The organism is Nocardioides sp. NPDC127514, assembly GCF_040302125.1.
In the GTDB taxonomy this organism is placed as follows: Bacteria; Actinomycetota; Actinomycetes; order Propionibacteriales; family Nocardioidaceae; genus Nocardioides.
In genome coordinates this window covers 239,396-259,399 of the sequence record NZ_JBEORF010000002.1, presented here as the reverse complement: position 1 = coordinate 259,399, position 20,004 = coordinate 239,396, and the positions used below count along the sequence as shown (strand labels likewise).

21 protein-coding genes and 1 tRNA gene are annotated in these 20,004 nt (G+C 70.2%); 11 read left to right on the top strand and 11 right to left on the bottom strand.

Going from position 1 to position 20,004, the window contains the following annotated elements; genetic code table 11:
• Positions 1-158 precede the first annotated feature (158 nt).
• Genes mshC through ABTX24_RS02700 form a run of 4 tightly spaced genes read right to left on the bottom strand, consistent with a single transcriptional unit; the run spans position 159 to position 3,550 of the window.
• Positions 159-1,391, bottom strand: a complete 1,233-nt coding sequence (gene mshC / locus ABTX24_RS02715; RefSeq protein WP_350837263.1) for a cysteine--1-D-myo-inosityl 2-amino-2-deoxy-alpha-D-glucopyranoside ligase — start codon at positions 1,389-1,391, stop codon at positions 159-161.
• Positions 1,392-1,423: 32 nt separating this feature from the next.
• The gene (locus ABTX24_RS02710; protein WP_350837261.1) at positions 1,424-2,227 is read right to left on the bottom strand and encodes an SCO1664 family protein; all 804 of its coding nucleotides are present in this window, start codon (positions 2,225-2,227) and stop codon (positions 1,424-1,426) included.
• Positions 2,214-2,819, bottom strand: a complete 606-nt coding sequence (locus ABTX24_RS02705) for a DUF3090 domain-containing protein (RefSeq protein WP_160023889.1) — start codon at positions 2,817-2,819, stop codon at positions 2,214-2,216. Before ABTX24_RS02705 ends, ABTX24_RS02710 begins: the two co-directional genes overlap by 14 nt.
• A gap of 2 nt (positions 2,820-2,821) precedes the next feature.
• Positions 2,822-3,550 carry an MSMEG_4193 family putative phosphomutase gene (locus ABTX24_RS02700; RefSeq protein ID WP_502891065.1) on the bottom strand — a complete coding sequence of 243 codons (729 nt, stop codon included), beginning with the start codon at positions 3,548-3,550 and terminating at the stop codon, positions 2,822-2,824.
• A 78-nt stretch (positions 3,551-3,628) separates the two neighbouring features.
• On the opposite strand from ABTX24_RS02700, the gene corA reads away from it, so the two are divergent.
• Positions 3,629-4,609 (top strand): magnesium/cobalt transporter CorA, encoded by a 981-nt coding sequence (gene corA, locus ABTX24_RS02695; RefSeq protein WP_160023891.1) that lies wholly within the window; start codon positions 3,629-3,631, stop codon positions 4,607-4,609.
• Positions 4,610-4,618: 9 nt separating this feature from the next.
• Here corA and ABTX24_RS02690 read toward each other — a convergent pair whose 3' ends face one another.
• From ABTX24_RS02690 to ABTX24_RS02675, 4 genes are all read right to left on the bottom strand, one after another.
• On the bottom strand, positions 4,619-4,840 hold the full coding sequence (locus ABTX24_RS02690; protein ID WP_350837258.1) for a hypothetical protein: 222 nt from the start codon (positions 4,838-4,840) through the stop codon (positions 4,619-4,621).
• A gap of 76 nt (positions 4,841-4,916) precedes the next feature.
• Entirely contained in the window at positions 4,917-6,089 is a 1,173-nt protein-coding gene (locus tag ABTX24_RS02685; RefSeq protein ID WP_350837256.1) for a hypothetical protein, read from the bottom strand.
• A gap of 5 nt (positions 6,090-6,094) precedes the next feature.
• Positions 6,095-7,351, bottom strand: coding sequence for a threonine ammonia-lyase IlvA (ilvA, locus tag ABTX24_RS02680; protein WP_350837254.1), 1,257 nt, complete (start codon positions 7,349-7,351; stop codon positions 6,095-6,097).
• A 19-nt stretch (positions 7,352-7,370) separates the two neighbouring features.
• On the bottom strand, positions 7,371-8,195 hold the full coding sequence (locus ABTX24_RS02675) for an undecaprenyl-diphosphate phosphatase (RefSeq protein WP_160023895.1): 825 nt from the start codon (positions 8,193-8,195) through the stop codon (positions 7,371-7,373).
• 123 nt (positions 8,196-8,318) lie between these two features.
• On the opposite strand from ABTX24_RS02675, the gene ABTX24_RS02670 reads away from it, so the two are divergent.
• From ABTX24_RS02670 to ABTX24_RS02655, 4 genes are all read left to right on the top strand, one after another.
• Positions 8,319-9,269, top strand: a complete 951-nt coding sequence (locus ABTX24_RS02670; RefSeq protein ID WP_350837252.1) for an aldo/keto reductase — start codon at positions 8,319-8,321, stop codon at positions 9,267-9,269.
• A 125-nt stretch (positions 9,270-9,394) separates the two neighbouring features.
• On the top strand, positions 9,395-9,574 hold the full coding sequence (locus ABTX24_RS02665; RefSeq protein ID WP_160028907.1) for a DUF5703 family protein: 180 nt from the start codon (positions 9,395-9,397) through the stop codon (positions 9,572-9,574).
• A gap of 46 nt (positions 9,575-9,620) precedes the next feature.
• Positions 9,621-10,178: a histidine phosphatase family protein gene (locus ABTX24_RS02660; RefSeq protein ID WP_350837250.1), complete on the top strand. Its 558-nt coding sequence runs from the start codon at positions 9,621-9,623 to the stop codon at positions 10,176-10,178.
• Between the two features lie 89 nt (positions 10,179-10,267).
• The gene (locus ABTX24_RS02655) at positions 10,268-11,110 is read left to right on the top strand and encodes a phosphotransferase family protein (RefSeq protein WP_350837248.1); all 843 of its coding nucleotides are present in this window, start codon (positions 10,268-10,270) and stop codon (positions 11,108-11,110) included.
• A 115-nt stretch (positions 11,111-11,225) separates the two neighbouring features.
• Here the strand turns inward: ABTX24_RS02655 and ABTX24_RS02650 are convergent, their stop codons facing one another.
• Entirely contained in the window at positions 11,226-12,533 is a 1,308-nt protein-coding gene (locus ABTX24_RS02650) for a M20/M25/M40 family metallo-hydrolase (protein ID WP_350837246.1), read from the bottom strand.
• A 103-nt stretch (positions 12,534-12,636) separates the two neighbouring features.
• Here ABTX24_RS02650 and ABTX24_RS02645 point away from each other — a divergent pair, with 103 nt between their 5' ends.
• The 3 genes from ABTX24_RS02645 to ABTX24_RS02635 all read left to right on the top strand — a co-directional run bounded on the left by ABTX24_RS02645 (position 12,637) and on the right by ABTX24_RS02635 (position 13,906).
• The gene (locus ABTX24_RS02645; RefSeq protein ID WP_160023900.1) at positions 12,637-13,404 is read left to right on the top strand and encodes a glycerophosphodiester phosphodiesterase; all 768 of its coding nucleotides are present in this window, start codon (positions 12,637-12,639) and stop codon (positions 13,402-13,404) included.
• 50 nt (positions 13,405-13,454) lie between these two features.
• Positions 13,455-13,751 carry an Rdx family protein gene (locus tag ABTX24_RS02640; RefSeq protein ID WP_350837244.1) on the top strand — a complete coding sequence of 99 codons (297 nt, stop codon included), beginning with the start codon at positions 13,455-13,457 and terminating at the stop codon, positions 13,749-13,751.
• A 69-nt stretch (positions 13,752-13,820) separates the two neighbouring features.
• Positions 13,821-13,906 (top strand) — tRNA-Leu (locus tag ABTX24_RS02635).
• 107 nt (positions 13,907-14,013) lie between these two features.
• Here ABTX24_RS02635 and ABTX24_RS02630 read toward each other — a convergent pair.
• Complete coding sequence (locus tag ABTX24_RS02630; RefSeq protein ID WP_350837242.1) at positions 14,014-14,553, bottom strand: hypothetical protein; 540 nt, start codon at positions 14,551-14,553, stop codon at positions 14,014-14,016.
• 279 nt (positions 14,554-14,832) lie between these two features.
• Between ABTX24_RS02630 and ABTX24_RS02625 the strand changes: the two genes are divergently transcribed.
• From ABTX24_RS02625 to ABTX24_RS02615, 3 genes are all read left to right on the top strand, one after another.
• Positions 14,833-16,524 carry an ABC transporter ATP-binding protein gene (locus ABTX24_RS02625; protein WP_160023903.1) on the top strand — a complete coding sequence of 564 codons (1,692 nt, stop codon included), beginning with the start codon at positions 14,833-14,835 and terminating at the stop codon, positions 16,522-16,524.
• Entirely contained in the window at positions 16,521-18,257 is a 1,737-nt protein-coding gene (locus tag ABTX24_RS02620; RefSeq protein ID WP_160023904.1) for an ABC transporter ATP-binding protein, read from the top strand. Before ABTX24_RS02625 ends, ABTX24_RS02620 begins: the two co-directional genes overlap by 4 nt.
• Positions 18,258-18,419: 162 nt before the next feature.
• Complete coding sequence (locus ABTX24_RS02615; RefSeq protein WP_160023905.1) at positions 18,420-18,857, top strand: hypothetical protein; 438 nt, start codon at positions 18,420-18,422, stop codon at positions 18,855-18,857.
• Positions 18,858-18,907: 50 nt separating this feature from the next.
• On the opposite strand, the gene ABTX24_RS02610 is transcribed toward ABTX24_RS02615, so the two are convergent.
• Positions 18,908-19,990, bottom strand: coding sequence for a sulfite oxidase (locus tag ABTX24_RS02610; RefSeq protein WP_160023906.1), 1,083 nt, complete (start codon positions 19,988-19,990; stop codon positions 18,908-18,910).
• Positions 19,991-20,004 lie beyond the last annotated feature (14 nt).

Genomic DNA, 20,004 nt, shown 5'->3' with positions numbered 1-20,004 from the left:
GCAGGATCACAACCGCCGCGGCCATGTCCACCACGGCTCGGCGGTCCCCAGCGCGACCAGGAACACGAAGACGAACAGCGGGAACTCGCGCCCCTGTCACAACGATGACATCTCGGCCGACGTACGTGACGCCTCGACCGACCGGGGTGACGTCTCGGCTAGAGCTTGATGCCCAGCGCCGCGTCGACGACCTTCGCGATCGTCTCGCCGGCGAGAGTGTCGGAGGTCTCGGCGAGACCGCCCTCACCGAGGGTGGCGGCGACCCAGGCGTCGACGGCCTCGACCGCACGCGGGGCGTCGAGGTCGTCGGCCAACGCACCGAGGACCGTCTCGACGACCGGGGCCGCGGGAGCGCCGCGACCGAGGGCGACGGCCTTGCGCCACTCGGCGATCTTGTCGACGGCGTCGAAGAGCTTGGCGTCGGTCCACTCCCAGTCGTCACGGTAGTGGTGGCCCAGCAGCACCAGCCGGATCGCCATCGGGTCGATCTCGGAGTTGCGCAGGGCTGAGACGAAGACCAGGTTGCCGCGCGACTTGGACATCTTGTGGCCGTCGTAGGCCACCATCCCGCCGTGGGTGTAGATCTCGGCGAAGTCCTTGCCGGCCGATCGCGCGTGGGAGCCGGACATCTCGTGGTGCGGGAAGACCAGGTCGGAGCCGCCGGCCTGGACGGTGAACCCGGCACCGAGGTGCTCCAGGGCGATCGCGGTGCACTCGATGTGCCAGCCGGGACGGCCGGGACCGTACGGCGAGGGCCAGGCCGGCTCGCCGGGACGCTCAGCACGCCACAGCAGCGGGTCGAGCGGGTCCTTCTTGCCGGCCCGCTCGGGGTCGCCGCCACGCTCACCGAAGAGCTCCAGCATCTCTGTACGCGACATCCGCGACTCGGCGCCGAACTCCTCGTCGACGGCCACCGAGGCGTAGACGTCCTCGTCGACCTTGTAGATCGCGCCGGCCTCCTCGAGCTCACCGATCAGCGAGAGCACCAGCGGGATCGACTCGACCGCGCCGATGTAGTGCTGCGGCGGCACGACCCGCAGCGCCTCCATGTCCTGCCGGAAGAGCTCGGTCTCGCGCTCGGCGAGCGCCTCCCACTCGATCCCCACCTTGTCGGCCCGCTCGAGCAGCGGGTCGTCGACGTCGGTGACGTTCTGGGTGTAGCCGACCTCGTAGCCGGCGTTGAGCCACGCCCGGTGGAGCAGGTCGAAGGCGACGTAGGTGTTGGCGTGGCCGATGTGGGTCGCGTCGTAGGGCGTGATGCCACAGACGTACAGCGAACGCCGCCCCTGACCCTCCGTCGGGACGACCGCGTCCCGCTGATGGTCATAGAGCTGCACCTCGGGCCCTGTGACGGACAGTTCTGGGACTTCGGGTGCAGACCATGCGCGCATGGGTGCAGCCTACTTGGCGGGGACCACCAGTCTCAGAAGGGCGGCCACGGGATGACATGACGGTCGTACTCCGGCCGTGGGAAGACCCCCTCGGCGAGCAGGGTCTCGCAGCGCCGGCCGAGCGCGTCGACCTCCTGACCCGTCAGGTACGCAGCCAGCTCCCGCCCCAGCGCACCGTCGAGCCCCGCGTGGACCGCCCGGATGCCGGAGAGCTCCTCGTCGGCGAAGCCCTGCCCCCGCCATCCCCACAGGATGGTGCGCAGCTTCGGCTCCTCGTGGAAGGTCAGCCCGTGGTCGCAGCCGTATCGGCGCTCACCGGAGACCGGCAGGACGTGGCCGCCCTTGCGGTCGGCGTTGTTGGTGATCGCGTCGAAGACCGCCATCCGTCGCAGCCCGGGCGTGTCCTCGTGAGCCAGGGTGACGACCCGGTCCTGGTCGTCGAAGCCGTCGAAGACCCGGAGGTAGCCGTCCGGCACCTCCCCCTCCGGCACGATGGTCACCGGCTCGAGGCTCTCGTCGGCGTGGACCCAGCGCTGGATCATCCCCGGGCCGTGCGGCCCGTCGCCGAGCCAGGTCTCGGGGACCACCGACCATCCCAGCGTCTGCGAGACGAGGTACGCGGCGACCTCACGGTGCGCGAGCTGCCCGTCGGGGAAGTCCCACAGCGGCCGCTCCCCCGCGATCGGCTTGTAGACCACCTCGGACTCGCCGAGCGTGGCCAGGAACGTCGCGTTCGAGGCCGTGGTCAGCCGCCCGACGAGCTCCAGCGTCCCCTCGTTCTCGGGGGCGCTGGGGGCGATCTCCGGAGCCGGATCCACAGGCTCAGACCGGGTCACGCCGCTTGAACCCGTTCGCCCGGACACACAGGTGTCCCTCCGGGTCGATCGGGCTGCCGCAGAACGGGCAGTTGGGGCGGCCGGCGCCCAGCACCGCCTCGGCCCGCTTGACGAAGGCACGGGCGTTGCGCGGAGCGATCCGCACCAGAAGCACCTCGTCGGGCTCCGGCTCCTCCAGCTCGATCGCCGCCACGGCGTCCTCGTCGACCAGCTGGCCCGACTCATCGACCTCGGCGATGATCTCGGTCTCGCTGATCGGAAAGACCTCGAGGACGACCTTGTCCTCGTCGGGGTCCCAGGCCAGCGTCATCGTGCCGGCCCGGAACTCCTCCTCGATCGGCTGCTCCAGCGGGCCGTTGTCGTCGAGGTCGTAGGGAGCGATCGCCGGCACCACGGCGGGCGCCGACTTCATCACCTCGTCGAGGAGCTCGTCGAGCCGCTCGGCGAGCACCGTGACCTGCTGCTTCTCCAGCGCCACGGAGACGACTCGCGCTCCCTCACGCGCCTGGAGGAAGAACGTACGCGCCCCGGGCTCGCCGACGGTGCCGACGACGAATCGCTCGGGCGGGTCGAAGGCGTGCATCACAGGCATGGTCAAACCTTATCCAGACCAGGCTCAGGACCCGAGCCGCCGCCCACGACGGCGTCGTCGTTGCGCCGCCGCGACGACTTGCGTCCCTTCTTCGCAGCCGGCTTCGGGGCCAGCCAGGACAGGTCGCCGGCGTGCGTGTTCGTGGCCAGGACGGAGGGACGCCCCTCGCCGTAGCGGACGACCGAGATCGAGGCCGGGTCGACGTGCAGCCGCTGGAAGAGGTCCAGGTGCATCCCGAGCGCATCGGCCAGGATCGACTTGATCAGGTCGCCGTGGCTCACGCACAGCCAGACCGCCGCGTCACCGTGCGCGGCCGTGACGGCGGCGTCGTGGCGGCGTACGGCCTCGACCCCTCGGGCCTGCATGGCGGCCATCGACTCGCCGCCGGGGAAGGTGACCGCGGAGGGCTGGGTCTGCACCGTCTTCCACAGCTTGCGACGCGCCAGCGTGGTGATCTTCTCTCCCTGCCACTCGCCGTAGTCGCACTCGGAGACGCCGTCCTCGACGACGACGGTGGGCTGCTCGGCGCGACCCTCGAGGATCACCGACAGCGTCTGCTGGCAGCGCTCCATCGGACTGGTCACCGCGAGCGCCAGCGGGACCGGCGCGATCCGCTCGGCCGCTCTGCCCGCCTGCTCCACGCCACGCTCGTCCAGCCTCACCCCAGGAAGCCGGCCGGCCAGGGTGCCGGATGCGTTGGCCGTCGTACGGCCGTGTCTCACCAGGATCATCGTCGCCACGACTGGCGACCCTATCCACACCGGCGAAGCCGACCCACAATGCCGTGCAGCATGCCCTAACCTGACAACGTGATCGTCGACAGCGCTCTCTACCGCGGCGGTGCGCGCGACAGGATCGACTGCGCACCGCACGACTACGCCACGCTGCGCGGCGGTGTGAAGGACGAGGGCGACTTCGTCTGGCTCGGGCTCTACCAGCCCAGCCAGTACGAGCTCGAGGAGGTCGCCGAGGCCTTCGGGCTGCACCCGCTCGCCGTCGAGGACGCGCTGACCGCCCACCAGCGGCCCAAGCTGGAGCGCTACGAGGGCGGGATGTTCCTGGTCGTGAAGACGCTCTGGTACGTCGATTCCGAGGACGCCGTCGAGACGGGCGAGGTCGCCTTCTTCATCGGCCCCGACTACGTGATCACGGTCCGCCACGGTCGCGGAACCCGGCTCGCGCCGGCCCGTGAGCTGCTGGAGAACAGCGACGAGCAGCTCCTCAGCGAGGGGCCCTACTCCGCGGTCCATGCGGTGGTCGACTACATCGTGGACGGCTACGTGGACGTCGCCACCGAGCTCACCAAGGACGTCGACGAGGTCGAGACCTCGGTCTTCTCCGACGAGCGCACCCACGACTCGGCCAGGATCTACCGGCTCCGCCGGGAGATCGCGGAGGTACGCCGCGCGGTGATGCCGCTGCGCGAGCCAGTACGCCGCTTCGCCAACGGAGAGGGCGGGATCGACCCCGACCTGCGCCCCTACTTCCGCGACGTCCTCGACCATCTCGCCTCGATCGTGGAGTCGATCGAGAATCTCGAGACGTTGCTGTCCTCCGCCTTCGAGGCCCATCTGGCCCAGCTCTCGCTGCAGCAGAACGACGACATGCGCAAGATCTCGGCGGGCGCGGCGATGATCGTGGTGCCGACCCTCATCGCCGGGATCTACGGGATGAACTTCACCCACATGCCCGAGCTCGACTGGCGGTTCGGCTACCCGTTCGCGCTGCTGCTCATGGGCGGCGTGATCACCGGGATGTGGATCTTCTTCCGCAAATCCGGCTGGTTCTGACCCGCGTCGCTAGCCTCTGCGCCACCAGCTGCGCTGCCGGTGCTCTGCCACCTCGCGTGCGCACTCCCGGAGCTCGTAGGCGACGGCTCGATACACGGTGGCCCACTGCTCCCCCGTGAGCCCGCCGACCTGAAGATCGCTGCTCCGCGCGCTCGTGAAGACCTGTGCGTCTTCGACGTACTTCTCGGCTTTCGCTTCGAGCCACGCGACGTGGTGCGGGGTGGTACTCATTGCTGCCAGTCTTTCACGTTTGACGGCTCTGGCGTCGCGTGTCCGCCCTGCAATCCCGGTTCACGCCTTTTCGCAATCAGTCGAGCTGCTTGACCGGACGGGCCTCGAGATGCTCCCGGTCGCACCACTGGGAGAGGTCGTCGGCGAACTCCGAATCGGCCTCACCGCCGCCCTTCGCGTCGAGCTGCTCGCCTTGAAACCACTCGGTCAGGAAGGCGGCATCGTCGAAGGCCTTCGGCATCGGCTGGCCGCGATAACGGACCGCGACGACCTCGTCCTTGCGCAACGAGATCATCCAGGCCCAACCCACATCAGTGTCGTTGGCGGGCTGCCAGGCGAAGACCAGCGGGCCACGGGTGCCCTCGGTGGTCACGCAGCGCCGACGAAGCGTCGGCGCGGAGCAGGGCTCACGGGTCATCCAGGCGGGAGGGGACGGCGCGGCGATGACATCGACCTCGGCACCGGGAACGCCATCGGCGCGCCGCAGCAGCCGCCCTCCGATGGCCTTGTCGCCGAACTGCTCGCGCAGCGGGGAGCGGATGACGCCCTCGTAATCGCCGTAGCCACCCCGGCCGCCGACATAGGCCTGGGCGATGCCGTGGTCGGTGTTGCGCACCAGCTCGTACGCCTCGGGGTCGGGCTCGCCGCCCTCCCAGTCGTCGAGCTCCTCGCCGAGGGCGAGGGTCGAGGAGGTCGCCTGGTAGCGGAGCCGTGGGTCCTCGACGACGGCGACCAGCTTCTCGACGCTGATCGGCATGTCCAGCTCACGAGGGTCGCCGGTGATCGTGGGCCCGGAGTAGTCGATCGAGGCGCTCTCACCGTCGTCGCGCAGCAGCACGATCCCGACGTTGCCGGGGTCCTCCTCGGGCTCCTCCTCGGTCCAGCGCAGCTGCATCTCGGCGTTCTTCACCTCGGTCGGCAGGTCGACGCAGTGCTGCCCGAGCTCGCGCCGGCACGCGCCCTCCGCGGGCGGCTGAGCCGAGACGGCCACGCCGACCAGGTCGCCGTCGTACTCGCCGTCGGCGCCGTAGCGAAGGTCGACCGAGACCTGCTCGGACGGCGTGGACTCGTCGGTGTAGGAAGCGGCCCGGGTCGAGGTGTCGGTCGGCAGGTGCTCAAGCGCGACCGCTGCGACGGCGCGGTGGGTGATCCGGCCAGGATCGCCACCGGCGTCGACAGCCTCGCTGGAGCACGCCGAGACGATCACGGCGCCGACGACGGCGAAAGCCCCCAAAACCTTGGCTGACACGGGCATCAGTGCAGGAACGTGAACAGCGGTGAGTCGGGCTCGATCCGCTCGATGAGAAGGTCGCTGGCACCCATCCGCTCGAGCAGCCCCTCGAGACCATCGGCGGAGTCGAGGTCGATGCCGATCAGGGCGGGGCCGTGCTCGCGGTTGGACTTCTTGACGTACTCGAAGACGACGATGTCCTCGCCGTCGGCCAGTACGTCGTCGAGGAAGCCGCGCAGCGCGCCGGGGGCCTGCGGGAAGGAGACCAGGAAGTAGTGGCGCAGGCCCTGGTGGATCAGCGCCCGCTCGAGCACGTCGGAGTACCGGGAGACGTCGTTGTTGCCGCCGGAGAGTACGGCGCCGACACGCGAGGCGCCGCGCAGGTCGATCTGGCTCAGGGCCGCCACCGCGAGCGCGCCGGCGGGCTCGGCAATGATCCCCTCGGTCTGGTAGAGCTCGAGCATCTCCACGCAGATCGCGCCGACGGGCACGGAGACGAGCTCGTCGACGTACTCCTTGACGATCGGGTACGTCACCTTCCCCGCGGTCGCGACCGCGGCGCCGTCCACGAACGTGTCGAGCGTCTCCAGCCGGACCGGCTCACCGGCCGCGATCGCAGCCGCCATCGAGGCGGCGCCCGCGGGCTCGACCCCGATGATCCGGGTCTGCGGCCAGACCTCGCGCACCCAGGTCGCCACGCCGGAGGCCAGGCCACCGCCACCGACCGGCAGCAGCAGCACGTCCAGCGGCTCGCCGATCTGGGAGGTCAGCTCGTAGCCGACCGTGCCCTGCCCGGCGATCGTGCGCGGGTCGTCGAAGGCGGAGACATAGGTGGCGCCGAGCCCGCGGCCGAGCTCGTAGGCATAGGCCGAGGCCTCGTCGTAGGTCGAGCCGTGCAGGGTGAGCGTCACATGCGAGCCGCCGAGGGCGGTGATCCGGTCGCGCTTCTGCTTGGGCGTGTTGGTCGGCACCACGATGTGGCCGGGCACCCCGAGGCGGGCGCAGGAGATCGCGACGCCCTGGGCGTGGTTCCCGGCGGAGGCACAGACGACACCTCGGGAGAGCTCCTCGGGCGTCAGCGAGCTCATCAGGTTGTAGGCGCCCCGGACCTTGTAGGAGCGCCCCAGCTGCAGGTCCTCCCGCTTGAGCAGGACCTCGGCGGCGTACCTCTCCGAGAGTCTGACCGAGCGTTCGACCGCCGTGCGCGTGGCGATCGTGCGCGCGGCGGCCTCCTCGATGGCAGCGGGTGTTACGGCAGGCTTCTTGCCAGACTCAGACACATCCGTGAGTTTGTCACGATCACCACTCGGTGAGCACACCCGCGCCGAGGAGTCCCAGAACCACGAGACCGAGGACGACCCGGTAGATCACGAACGGGGTGTAGGTGTTGTGGGAGAGGTACTTCAGCAGCCACGCGATCACGGCGTAGCCGAGGACGAACGAGACGATCGTGGCGACGATCGTCGGGCCCCAGCCGTAGAGGTTGGCGCCGTGGGTGATCTCGCCCATCTCGAACAGACCGGCACCGAAGACCGCCGGCAGCGCCAGCAGGAAGGCGTAGCGGGTCACGGTGGCTCGCTCGTAGCCGAGCGCGCGGCCCATCGAGATGGTCGCCCCCGAGCGCGAGACGCCGGGGATCAGCGCGCAGGCCTGGGCGCAGCCCATCAGGATCGCGTCACGCCAGGACAGGTCGTCGAACTGCTTGCGGTTGGCGCCGATGCGGTCGGCGATGCCGAGGACGATGCCCATGACCACGAGCATGGTGCCGACGACGTACAGGCTGCGCAGGTCGTGCTCGATGATGTCCTTCATCACGAATCCGATCACCACGATCGGGATCGAGCCGACGATGATGAACCAGCCCATCCGGGCATCGGTGTGGCTGCGCAGCTCGGCGTTGAAGAGGCTCCGGAACCAGGTCACGATGATGTCGCGGATGTTGCGCCACATGTAGAAGACCACGGCCAGCTCGGTGCCGATCTGGATCACGGCGGTGAAGGCCGCGCCGGGGTCTCCCCAGCCGAGCAGCTCGGGGAAGATGCGCAGGTGCGCGCTGGATGAGATGGGCAGGAACTCGGTGAGTGCCTGAAGAATGCCCAGTGCGATCGCCTGCAGATAATCCACGGGCGGAAACTCTAAGGGGCATGTACGCAGCACCCGACCGCTGCCTCCCTCTCGGAGTGTCCGCCGTCACAGCACAGCGTGTCCGGCCCGGGCACGGCGGACGGCCCGGATAGATTGGGTCTCATGCAGAGCCGACTCCTCGGAGCCACTGGGCTGCGAGTCTCGTCTCTCGCCCTGGGCACCATGACCTGGGGCAGCGTGACCGACGAGCACGAGGCCCGTGAGCAGCTGGCCGGTTTCACCGAGGCCGGCGGCACGCTGGTCGACACCGCCGCAGGCTATGGCGACGGCGCCTCGGAGGCGCTGCTCGGCTCGCTCCTCGAGGAGCGTGTCGTGGGTCGTGACGACGTCGTGCTGGCGACCAAGGGCGGGATCACCTGGCGCGGCGGCAACCGGGGCGTGGACACCTCGCGCGGTGGCCTGCTGACCGGCCTCGACGCCTCGCTGAAGCGGCTCGGCGTCGACCACGTCGACCTGTGGCAGGTGCACGTGTGGTCCCCCGAGGTGCCGCTCGAGGAGACGCTCACGGCGCTCGACATGGCGCTGAGCAGCGGCCGGGCCGCCTACGTCGGTGTCTCCAACTACAGCGGATGGCAGACGGCCCAGGCCGCGACCTGGCAGCGGGCCGTCCCGGGGCGGGCGACGCTGGCCTCGACGCAGGTGGAGTACTCGCTGCTGGCCCGCGACATCGAGTACGAGGTGCTGCCGGCCACCGAGGCGCTGGGGATGGGCCTGCTGGCCTGGTCCCCGCTGGCGGGCGGCGTGCTCACCGGCAAGTACCGCACCGGCATCCCGTCGCACTCCCGCGGCGCCGACCCGAATTTCTCCGCCCGGGTGGACGCCTTCGACGACGAGCGCTCCCGCGGGATCGTCACCGCCGTCGCCAAGGCCGCCGAGGGTTTGGAGTGGACGCCGCTGCAGGTCTCGCTGGCCTGGGTACGCGACCGTCCGGGGGTCACCGCTCCGATCCTCGGGGCACGCACCGCGGCTCAGCTCAAGGAGGCGCTCCAGGTCGCCGATCTCACTCTCCCGCCCGAGATCGCGCTCGCTCTCGACGACGTCTCCGCCGTCTGATTCCCGGGACTGAAAACACCACCCCGGGGGAACATCTCTTCAGGCACACTGGTTCTCCTGAGTAGTCCATCAGAAGGAGTGCTGCCTTGGCTCGAGCCGAACGCCGTCCGCCCCGCCCGGGAGTGATGTGGGAGTACGACAAGGTGATCTTCTCGCGTGAGTTCTCCCGCAACATCGTCACCAAGCTCCTCGTCGAGCGCGCCGAGCACGGCGGCTGGGAGCTCGACCGCGTCCGGATCACCGCCGACGGCACCCGCCGGGTGACGCTTCGGCGCAAGATCATCCGGCAGCGGCTGACGGTCTGAGCGCGTCTCCGCGCTCCTCGCGCGTCCGGATACTAGGGTCCTGCGGGTGATCCATCTCGTACGCCACGGCGAAGCCGCCGGCGGGGACACTGTCGACCCCGGCCTCTCCGACTTCGGCCGACGCCAGGTCCAGGCACTCGCGAACCGGCTCGCGTTCCGTCCGGTCCGGCAGGTCCTGCACGGCCCGAGCCGGCGTACGTCCGAGACGGCCCGCATCCTCACCGAGGGCCTCGGCGCGGGGGCGGTGCCCTCCGACCTTCTCGCCGACCGCACGCCGGTGCCTTCGGCGGAGCGTCGCGGCGACTACCCGACCCACCGCTGGGAGTGGTTCGAGGACGTCCCGGAGGCCGAGCGCGATCTCGACGGCACCGAGCTGACCGCCGCCTGGCACAAGCTCTGGTTCGAGCACCACGACGAGGAGATCGTGCTGGTCACGCATGCGTTCGTGGTCGCCTGGTTCGTACGCGAGGTGCTCAACGCCCCGCCGGCGACCTGGATGCGGATCGGCCCGATCGGCAACGCGACCCTGACCAGCATCGGACCCAATCTCGCGGGCGAACCGGTCGTGGAGACCTTCAACGCCGAGGTCGTCCTGCCGATCTGAGCCAAGCGTCGCCCACAAGGCGACAACAACTCGGACATGAGCCCGCGACACGGTGTCGTGAGGGTTCGCCGCGCTGGCAGGATCCGCCCGTGATCTCGGCACTCGACACCCTGACCCCCGCCCAGCGCGACCTCCTAGACCAGTGGCTCCCCGGAGCCGAGGTGGTCGCCGACCGCAGCGCCCTGCACCGCGCCGGCACCACCGCCCTCGTGCTCTCAGCCGGTGAGGACCGGTTCCTGGTGAAGACCATGGCCGAAGGCGTACGCCACCTCGACCGCGAGCTCGCGGCCCACCGCAGCTGGCTGGCCCCCTGGACCGACGCCGGCCGCGCGCCGAGCCTCGTCGAGGCCGACCTCGACGCCCGCATCATCGTGATGACCCACCTCGACGGCGAGCCGGCGAGCACCTCGGCCGCCATCCACGACCCGGAGATCTACCGCCAGGCGGGCGAGCTGCTCGCGACGTTCCACGGCCAGGCCAGCGTCGAGGACGAGGACTACGAGCCGGAGCTCGACGAGCGCGCTCTCGCCTCGCTGGACACGGCGGGCCTGGAGGCCGACCTCACCGAGCGTCTCCGCGACGAGATCACCTCGTGGCCGACCCCGACGACAGTGCTCGTCCCCACCCACGGCGACTGGCAGCCGACCAGCTGGGTCATCGATGGCGGCACCCTGCGCGTGATCGACTCCGGCCGCTTCGGCTTCCGCCCCGCTCTCTACGACCTCTCCCGGCTCTCCGCGCAGGACTTCGTCCGCAACGACACCTGCGAGAAGGCATTCCTCGAGAGCTACGGCTCCGACCCCCGCGAGCCCGACGCCTGGCACCGCCTCCAGGTTCGCGACGCCATCTCGGTCGCCGCCTGGGCCCACCGCACCGGCCACGCCGAGGTAGCCGCCCTGAGCAAGGAAACGCTCACCGCTCTCGTCCCGTGACCCCGACGTCGAGTCGGCTCGTCCTGACCAAGATCCCCGCCGAGTCGGCTCGTCATAACGCGCCGACTCGACGCTGATTCTCGTCAGTTCGAGCCGACTCGGCTGCTCTTCGCCGTCACACCTGGTCGAGGAAGCGGTCCATGACCCGGGCGCCGAACTTGAGCGCGTCGACAGGCACCCGCTCGTCCACTCCGTGGAAGAGCGCGGTGAAGTCGAGCTCCTCGGGCAGGCGCAGCGGCGCGAAGCCGTACGTCCTCATCCCGAGCCGCTTGAAGTGCTTGGCGTCGGTGCCGGCCGACATGAGATAGGGGGCGACCAGGGCGTCGGGATCCTCGGCGATCAGCGAGCGCTCCATGGCGGCGACGAGCGCGCCGTCGTAGGGGGTCTCCCACGGCATCTGGTTCTGGTCGAACTCGATGTCGATCCCCTCGCCGCACAGTTTGCCCAGCGTCTCGAAGAAGTCGTCCTCGAAGCCGGGCAGGAAGCGGCCGTCGACGTGGGCGGTGGCCTCGGTGGGGATGACGTTGACCTTGTAGCCGGCGCTGGTCATGGTCGGGTTGGTGACGTTGCGCAGGGTGGCGCCGATCATCCGGGCGGCCGGGCCGAACTCCTCCACCAGCCGCTCGGCGTTCTCGGGGGTCGGCTCCTCCCCCGCGATCTCGCCGACCGCGGCGAGCAGCGTCTGCATCGTCGGGGTCAGCTGCACCGGCCACTCGTGGGCGCCGATGCGGGCGATGGCGCCGGAGAGCCTGGTGATCGGGTTGTCGCGGTTGATCATCGAGCCGTGCCCGGCGGTGCCGCGGGCCGTCAGCTTCATCCAGGCCATGCCCTTCTCGGCGGCCTCGATGAGATAGAGACGGCGTCCCTTCACCGTGGTCGAGAAGCCACCGACCTCACCGACCGCCTCGGTGCAGTGGGCGAGCAGGTCGGGGTGGTCCTCGACGAGCACGTGGGCGCCCTTCATCCCGCCGGCCTCCTCGTCGGCGGTGAAGGCGAGCGTGATCGGGCGCTCCGGGATCCGCCCGGTGCGCTGGCGCTCACGGACGACCGCGAGCAGCATCGCGTCGAAGTCCTTCATGTCGACAGCGCCTCGACCCCAGACGCTGAGCCCTTCTCCCGGGACGTCCTGGATCTCGCCGGAGAACGGGTCGATCCGCCAGTCCTCCGCGGCAGCGGGGACGACGTCGAGGTGACCGTGCAGGAGCAGCCCGTCACCGGAGGACCCGCCCCACTGCGCGACGACCGAGGCCCGCCCGTGCTCCGACTCGTAGATCTCGGAGGAGATGCCGACCTCGTCGAGCTGTGCCGCGACGTACTCGGCCGCCTTCCGCTCCCCCGGGCCCGGGTCGTTTCCGTAGTTGCTCGTGTCGATGCGGATCAGGTCACGGCAGAGGTCGACGACCTCGGTCTCGGCGCTGGTCATACCGCCACCGTATCGACCGCATGCGACAAACCGCCCCCTGACGTCCACCTATGCGCAACCTGAGGATTTCAGTGCGGTCGGATGCGTGGGTTTCCATGGGCGCATGCAGAAGCGTGCCCTCCTCTCCGCTCACCGCGCCGCGGCGCGTCAGTCGGGGCACCGTGACAACTCCTGGGAGTCGCTTCTGGAGGCCGTGCGGATGGAGGTCGACTACGTCGAGTTCGACGTGCACCGCACCCGCGACGGCGAGTTCGTCCTGCACCACGACGGCCACATCCGCGACCGCATCGGCCGCAGGGTGAAGATCGAGGACCGGACGTACGCGGCGCTCTCGCGGCTCGCGCCGTTCCGCCTGGTGCGCTACCGGGAGGCGCTCGAGCTGCTCGCCACCCACGGCAAGCACGCCCACATCGACCTCAAGTTCGCCTCACCGTCGAACCACCTCGGGCTCCCCCACGAGATCGACGCCGCCGAGATCGCCCTCGAGGTGATGAACGAGAGCTTCATCGTGACCACGATGGTCGACGAGTCCGTACGCGTCCTGCGCGACTGGGCCGACCTCCGCGCCCCCGAGACCCTCGTCGGTCTCTCCCTCGGCGGCGTCGACTTCCGCCACCACCCGATCAAGCTGTTCCGGCTGAAGCTCTCCGAGTTCTTCCCCGAGGGCCGCATCCGCCGCTGCCGCTCCAACCTGGTCGTCGTCGAGCAGCGTCTTGCCGACGTCTGGCTGCTGCGCTGGGCCCACCGCCGCAACATCAAGGTCCTCGTCTGGACCGTCGACAACCCCGGCCGCCTGCGCCGTTTCGTGTACGACAAGCGCGTCTGGATGGTCACCAGCAACCACCCCGCCCGCGCCCTCCTTCCGGCCTGACGCCCCAGCGGTCACGCCCGGCGCGACCGCCCGTGTGATGCAGTAGTGCCGTGAACCCACGCATCACCATCACCTACTGCACCCAGTGCAACTGGCTCCTCCGTGCCCAGTGGTACGCAGGAGAGCTGCTGCAGACCTTCGCCGCCGAGGTCGGCGAGGTCGCCCTGGTGCCCGCCACGGGCGGCGTCTTCCGCATCGAGGTGACTGTCGACGGCCGCGAGACCAGCGTGTGGAACCGCAAACGCGACGGCGGCTTCCCGGAGATCACCGACCTGAAACGCCGCGTGCGCGACCTCATCGCACCCGACAAGCCGCTCGGTCACAGCGACCGCAAGGACGACGCCTGATCCCGAGGCCGACACAGCATCCCCCGATTCGGCACCCCGGCACCCTCCTGATAATGTTCTTCTTGTTGCGCGCGGGTGGCGGAATAGGCAGACGCGCTAGCTTGAGGTGCTAGTCCACGTATTAGTGGGTGGGGGTTCAAGTCCCCCCTCGCGCACAGAGAGAAACCCCAGGGAGACCTGGGGTTTCTCGCATTTCGTGAGGCATTTCAGATGCCCAAGCGAGCACGTCCGGGCGAGCCCGCTCAGGATGAGCGCGATGAGATTAGGCGGACCCAGTCTCGGTCCGGCCAGGAAACGCCGGTTCAGCGTCTGGGTCGTCCGGGTCATACCCTCCGGAGAGGCCGGAGCGGGCCTTGTTGATGTCGCCGGATGCGTCAGCCCACTGAAGTTGGTAGTCGTCGGTGTTCACAGTGCAGTACCAATCGGTGATGCAGTCGTTCCACTCTTGCGCCGTGGAGGCGTACACGGCCAGTGCACCGGAGGCCAAGTTGTAGATGCTCTGGCAGCCATCGGCCAGGTCGTACGACTGGGCTGTTCCGCGCACGACAGCTGCATCGCCTGCCGCCTCTCGAAGTTCAGCGTTCGTCACGCCGACGTCGAGCTGGCTGTCTATCGCATAGACAGCGTCGACGAAGTCGCCGATCTCCTTCTGACACGTCCTCCAGGCATCCTGCTTCGCCTTGACCTGGGCAGCCGCCGCAGCTTCTTGCCTGTAGTCGATGATCGCCTCGACACCGCGCCAGATCCCGACACCCGCTGCGCCGATGACGAGCGCGCAGACCACGACGACGATGGCGATCAATCTCCCCCGGCGCTTCCTGAGCACAGGAGGGGGCCCAGGGGGTGGTGGCGTCGAAGGGCCCGGAGGATAGACGGTCATAGCGGCGATACTCACGACCGCGGAATCGTCTCGCTGGCGATCCGGACGCTGGATACCCGGGATCGGGGACATCGCACGGGCCCTGCGATGGACCCAGCCGGAGAGCTCCGCCGCTTACGCAGCCGGAGCCGAGGTTCCCGCCCAGACAGGCTCAAGTTAGGCTGACCTAACCCAACCGCTTCGGACTTCTGGAGGACCCCGGTGTCCACTCCCCGTACGCCGGGTGCGCTGATGCGGCGGTCGCTGCGTCGTCAGCGGCGCGCCGTGCTCGCCTCGTCGGCCCTGATCACGCTGTGGCAGGTGTGCGAGGCGATGGTGACGGTGCTGATCGGCGTGATGATCGACCGGGCGGTGACGACCGGCGACCTGCGCGAGCTGGTGCTGTGGGCGGTGGTCCTGTGCCTGCACTTCCTGGTGCTGAGCCTGTCGTACCGGTTCGGCGCGCGGATCGGTAACCGTGCCGTCCACGTCGAGAGCCACCGGCTGCGCACCGAGGTCTCGGGGCACGTGCTCGACCCGCGTGGTGCGCGGACCGACCGGCTCTCCGGGGACCTGTTGGCGCTGGCCACGGGGGACGCGGACCTGGTCGGCGAGGTCATCCGCCAGGTGGCCCTGTCCACCGCCGGCGCGATCGGGCTGGTGGTGAGCGGCGTGGTGCTCGCCGTCATCGACCCGTGGCTCGCCCTGATCGTCCTGGTCGGCGTACCCCTCGTCCTCGGCGCCACCCATCTGGTCGCGCCGGGCCTGGCCCACCGCAGCGCGCGACGGCAGGAGGCGCTGGGACGTACCACGGGGATCGCCAGCGACCTGATCCGCGGGATCCGGCCGCTCAAGGGCATCGGCGGAGTGGAGGTGGCGCTCGAGCGCTATCGCCGCGAGAGTCGTACGGCCGCCCACACCAGCGTCGCCGCCGCCGGCTGGGCCGGCCTTCTGACGGGCATCACCTCCGCCGGGAGCGGTGTGTTCCTGGCGGTGATCGCGATCGTCGCCGGGCTGCGGACCCTCTCCGGCGACCTGAGCATCGGCGAGCTCGTGGCGGTCGTCGGGCTGGCACAGTTCGTGGCCGAGCCCATGCGGATGCTCAGCGCCCTGGTCGCCCGGGTCGCGCAGTCCCGCGCCTCGGCGGCACGGATCGTGGGGTTCCTCTCGACGCCTGCGCTGGTCATCGAGGGCGAGCGACGCGCGCACGGCCACGACCTGGAGCTCGACCAGGTCGCCGCCGGCCCGGTCGCCGAGCTGTCGCTCGCGGTGCCGCCGGGGCGGTTGGTGGCCGTCGTCGCCGACGACCCGGCGGTGCCGGCCACGCTCCTCTCCCTGCTCCATGGCGAGTCGCTGCCCGAGCGCGGGGCCGTCCGGCTCGGCGGCCAGCCCCTCACCGAGCTCGCGCTCTCCGACGTACGCGACCGGCTGCTCGTCACCGACCACCACGTCGACCTCTTCGAGGGCACCCTGCGGAGCAACGTCGACCCGCTCGACCGCCTCGACGACGACCAGGTGACGGCCGTTCTCGCCGCCGCCTCGGCCACCGAGCTGGTGGCGGTCGCGGCCGACGGCCTGGCCACGCACGTGGCCGTCGACGGGCAGAGTCTCTCCGGTGGCCAACGCCAGCGACTGGGTCTCGCCCGGGCCCTCGCCGCGGAAGCATCCGTGCTCGTCCTGCACGACCCCACGACGGCGATCGACGCCGTCACCGAGCAGTACGTCGCAGAGGAGCTACGCCGCCTCCGGCACGGCCCCGGCTCAGACCGATCCACCCTGCTGTTCACGAGCAGCCCGCTGCTCCTGGCCGCCGCGGACGAGGTCGTCTGGATCCGAGCCGGGCGGGTGGAGGCCCGGGGCACCCACGACGAGCTGGCCACCCACACCGACTACTGCGCGGCGGTACTGCGATGACCACCCAGACCCTGACACGGCTCCCTGTCTCCACACCACGGGAGGCGGCCGGCCTCGCGCGGCGCCTGCTCACCCGCCGTCCGCTCCTGCTGGCGGCATGCCTGACCGTCTTCGCCCTCGAGGGCCTGGCCGGCCTGGTGGCTCCCTGGATGCTCGGCAGGATGGTCGACCTGGTCCGAGCCGGGTCACCGGAAGCCGACATCGTCACCGCCGGCGTCTGGATCCTCGGTGCCGCGCTCGTCGCCGGGGCTGCCGGGGCGGTCTCGATCCACCTGCTCGCCCGGGTGGCCGAGCCGGCGCTGGCGGAGCTCCGCGAGGAGGTACTCGACCGGGCCCTGCACCTGGACACCCAGCGGCTCGAGGAGAGCGGCAGCGGCGACCTGGTGTCCCGGGTCGGCGACGACGTACGCCTCATCGGCGGCTCCATGGCCGACGTCGTTCCGCTCATGCTCAACTCGGTGATCGCGATCGTCTTCACGACCGCCGGCCTCATGGCGCTCGACTGGCGCCTCGGGCTCGCGGGCCTGTTCGCTGCGCCGTTCTACGTGATGGCGCTGCGCTGGTACCTCCCCCGCTCGGGTCCCTACTACCGCCGCGAGCGCGAGGCGAACGGCGTGCGCGCCGAGGCGTTCCTGACCGGCGTCCACGGCAACCGGACCCTGCGGGCGTACGGCATCGCCGAGCAGCATCAGGAGAAGGTCCGCGCCGCCTCGTGGAACTCGGCGTCGATCTCGGTCGAGGTGTTCGCCATGCTGATGCGCTTCCTGGGCCGCAACAACCGGGCCGAGCTGATGGGCCTGCTCGCCATCCTCGGCACCGGCTTCTTCCTCGTCCGCGCGGATGCCGCCAGCGTCGGCGCCGTCACCGCGGCCGTCCTCTACTTCCACCGGCTCTTCAACCCGATCGGCGCGGTCATCGCCCTCTTCGACGACGTACAGTCGGTCGGCGCCTCCCTCGTACGCCTGGCCGGGCTCGCCCTCCTCGAGCGCCCGGCCCCCGCAGCCGCCGACGAGCCGGACGGCTCCGGCATCGTGGTCACCGGCCTGCATCACGAGTACGTGCCGGGTCGGCCGGCTCTCGACCGCGTCGACCTCACCCTTGCCGACGGGGAGCTGGTCGCAGTGGTCGGCGCCTCGGGCGCAGGCAAGTCGACTCTCGGCGCAATCGTGGCCGGCCAGCTCACCCCGAGCGCAGGCGAGGTGATGGTGGGCGGCCTCCCGGTGCGCGACGGCCGGAGCCGGGCCGCCCTGGTCACCCAGGAGGTACACACCTTCACCGGCAGCGTCCGCGACAACCTCACCCTGGCCGCGCCGGGCGCGAACGACGCGGTGCTGGAGAAGGCGCTGCGCGAGGTCGAGGCCTGGGCCGAGGTGGCCGTGCTCCCGGACGGGCTCGAGACCCTCGTCGGCGAAGGCGCCCACCAGCTGACCCCCGCTCTCGTCCAGAAGCTCGCCCTGGCGCGCGTGCTTCTCGCCGACCCGGTCGCCGTCGTCCTCGACGAGGCGACCGCCGAGGCGGGCTCGAGCGGCGCGCGCGACCTCGAGCGGGCCGCGCTGGCGGTCACCTCCGGGCGTACATCGCTGGTGATCGCGCACCGCCTCACCCAGGCCGAGTCCGCCGACCGGATCGTCGTCATGGAGCACGGCCGGATCGTCGAGACCGGCACCCACGCCGAGCTCGTCGCGGGCGAGGGCCGCTACGCCCAGCTGTGGTCGGCCTGGCGCGGGCTATGAAAGCTCGCCCGACGAGGCGTTGGGCGTGGCGCACAGTCGTTGATCGAGGGGATGCTCCGAACCGGCGAAACAGCCGCAAGGGACTGGTCGGCGACGTACAATCGCGGTTCAGTGCGAAGCGCCAGGCCGAGAGTCCGGCCCCAGTGTGTGGGAGAGGTCAGGATGTTCGGTTCGAAGAAGAAGCACAACGATCTGATGGCGCAGCTCAGGCCCGACCTGAGTCGGGAATCGCTCGGCGTCGGGCCCGACTTCCCCGGGGTCGCCTCGAACCCGATCCTGAGCCGTGACGCACGGAAGCGCAACGCGGAACTGCGTGCGGGGACTCTCGCGCTCGGCGTTCTCGTCGACTGGCGGGAGGTCAACAGCAACCCACGCGTCGTGCTGATGCTCGACGTGGAGACCGCCGACGGCATCTCGTTCCGCGGTGTCGCAGACGAGAACTTCACGATCACCGAGCTCACTCGACTGGCGCCAGGACAGACGTTGCCCGTGCGCTACCGGCCGGCCGTCATGGACCACTACGTCGCCCTCGCAAGGGATGCGGACCCCGCCCACGTGCAGCAGCTCTCTGACCAGATCGCGAGCCGCAAGCGGGCCTGACCCGAAGCTCCGCGCCGCCGGCGTGCTCGCATCCAGTTCTTGTTGGACGGCTAACGTCGGTCGACGTAGATGACCTCGATGGCGTTGTTCCCGTAGCCCAGGCGGTTCCACGGCGGTACGTCGGGCTGCACGTTCCCGGCGGCGTCGGTCGCTCTGGCGCGTAGGGTGTGCCGGCCGACGCCGATGTCGTGCCAGGTGAACCTCCAGTCCTGCCACCCGAAGTCGCCCGGAGGGGCCGGCTCCAGCTGAGCCGGTTGCCAGTCGCCCTCCCCGGTGAGACTGACCTCGACCTTCGTGACCGGACCGGTGCCTGACCAGGCCTTGCCGCGGACGATGCAGGTGTCCTGGGTGAGGACCGAGCCGGGTGCGGGCTCGGTGATGCGGGCGCGGACCCGCATGAGGGTGACGGGCTCGTGGGGCCGGTCGGACCACTCGTAGATGTAGTGGCCGGTCTGGAACTCTCCGGTGTAGGGCTCGGTGAGGACGTCGAGGCGCTCGAGCCACTTCACAGAGGCGACGGCGTACCAGTGCGGGACGATCAGCCGGAACGGGGCGCCGTGGTCGCGCCCGAGCGGCTGGCCGTTCATCTCGTACGCGATGAGGATCCCGGACTCCGGGTCGGTGGCCTGCGACAGGGGCAGCGCGCGGGTGAAGGTGAGGTTGTCCTGGTCGGTCTCCGGAAGGATCGCCTGCAGGTGGTACGGCCCGTGGTCGGCGCCGGTGGCGAGGAGCTCGACCCCGTCGGCCGCCGGCTCGACCTTCGCGAGGATGTCGTGGAGCCGGGCGCCGGTCCACCGTGCCGTGGAGACGGCGAAGTCTCCCCAGGGCTCCCCGGTCGGTAGCGGCCTCATCTCCAGGCGGCCGTTGCCGGCGCATTCGAGGGTGACCGTGCGGTCGTGCGCGGGCATCGCACGCAGGTCCTCGAGCGTCAGGGTCGTGGGCTTGCCGACCGCGCCGCCGATCTTCAGGGTGCCGTCGTGGTCGGGCACCGCGAAGTTGCTGCGTACGTAGTGGAGCTCGTTCGGAGTGACATCCCCGGCCAGGGCGGACGGCGGCGCCTCGGCGTTGTACGGCGCCGGGTTGATCATCACCAGCGCGGCGCGGGCCGCCTCTAGCTCATCGGCAACGGTCATGGTGGTTCAGCCTC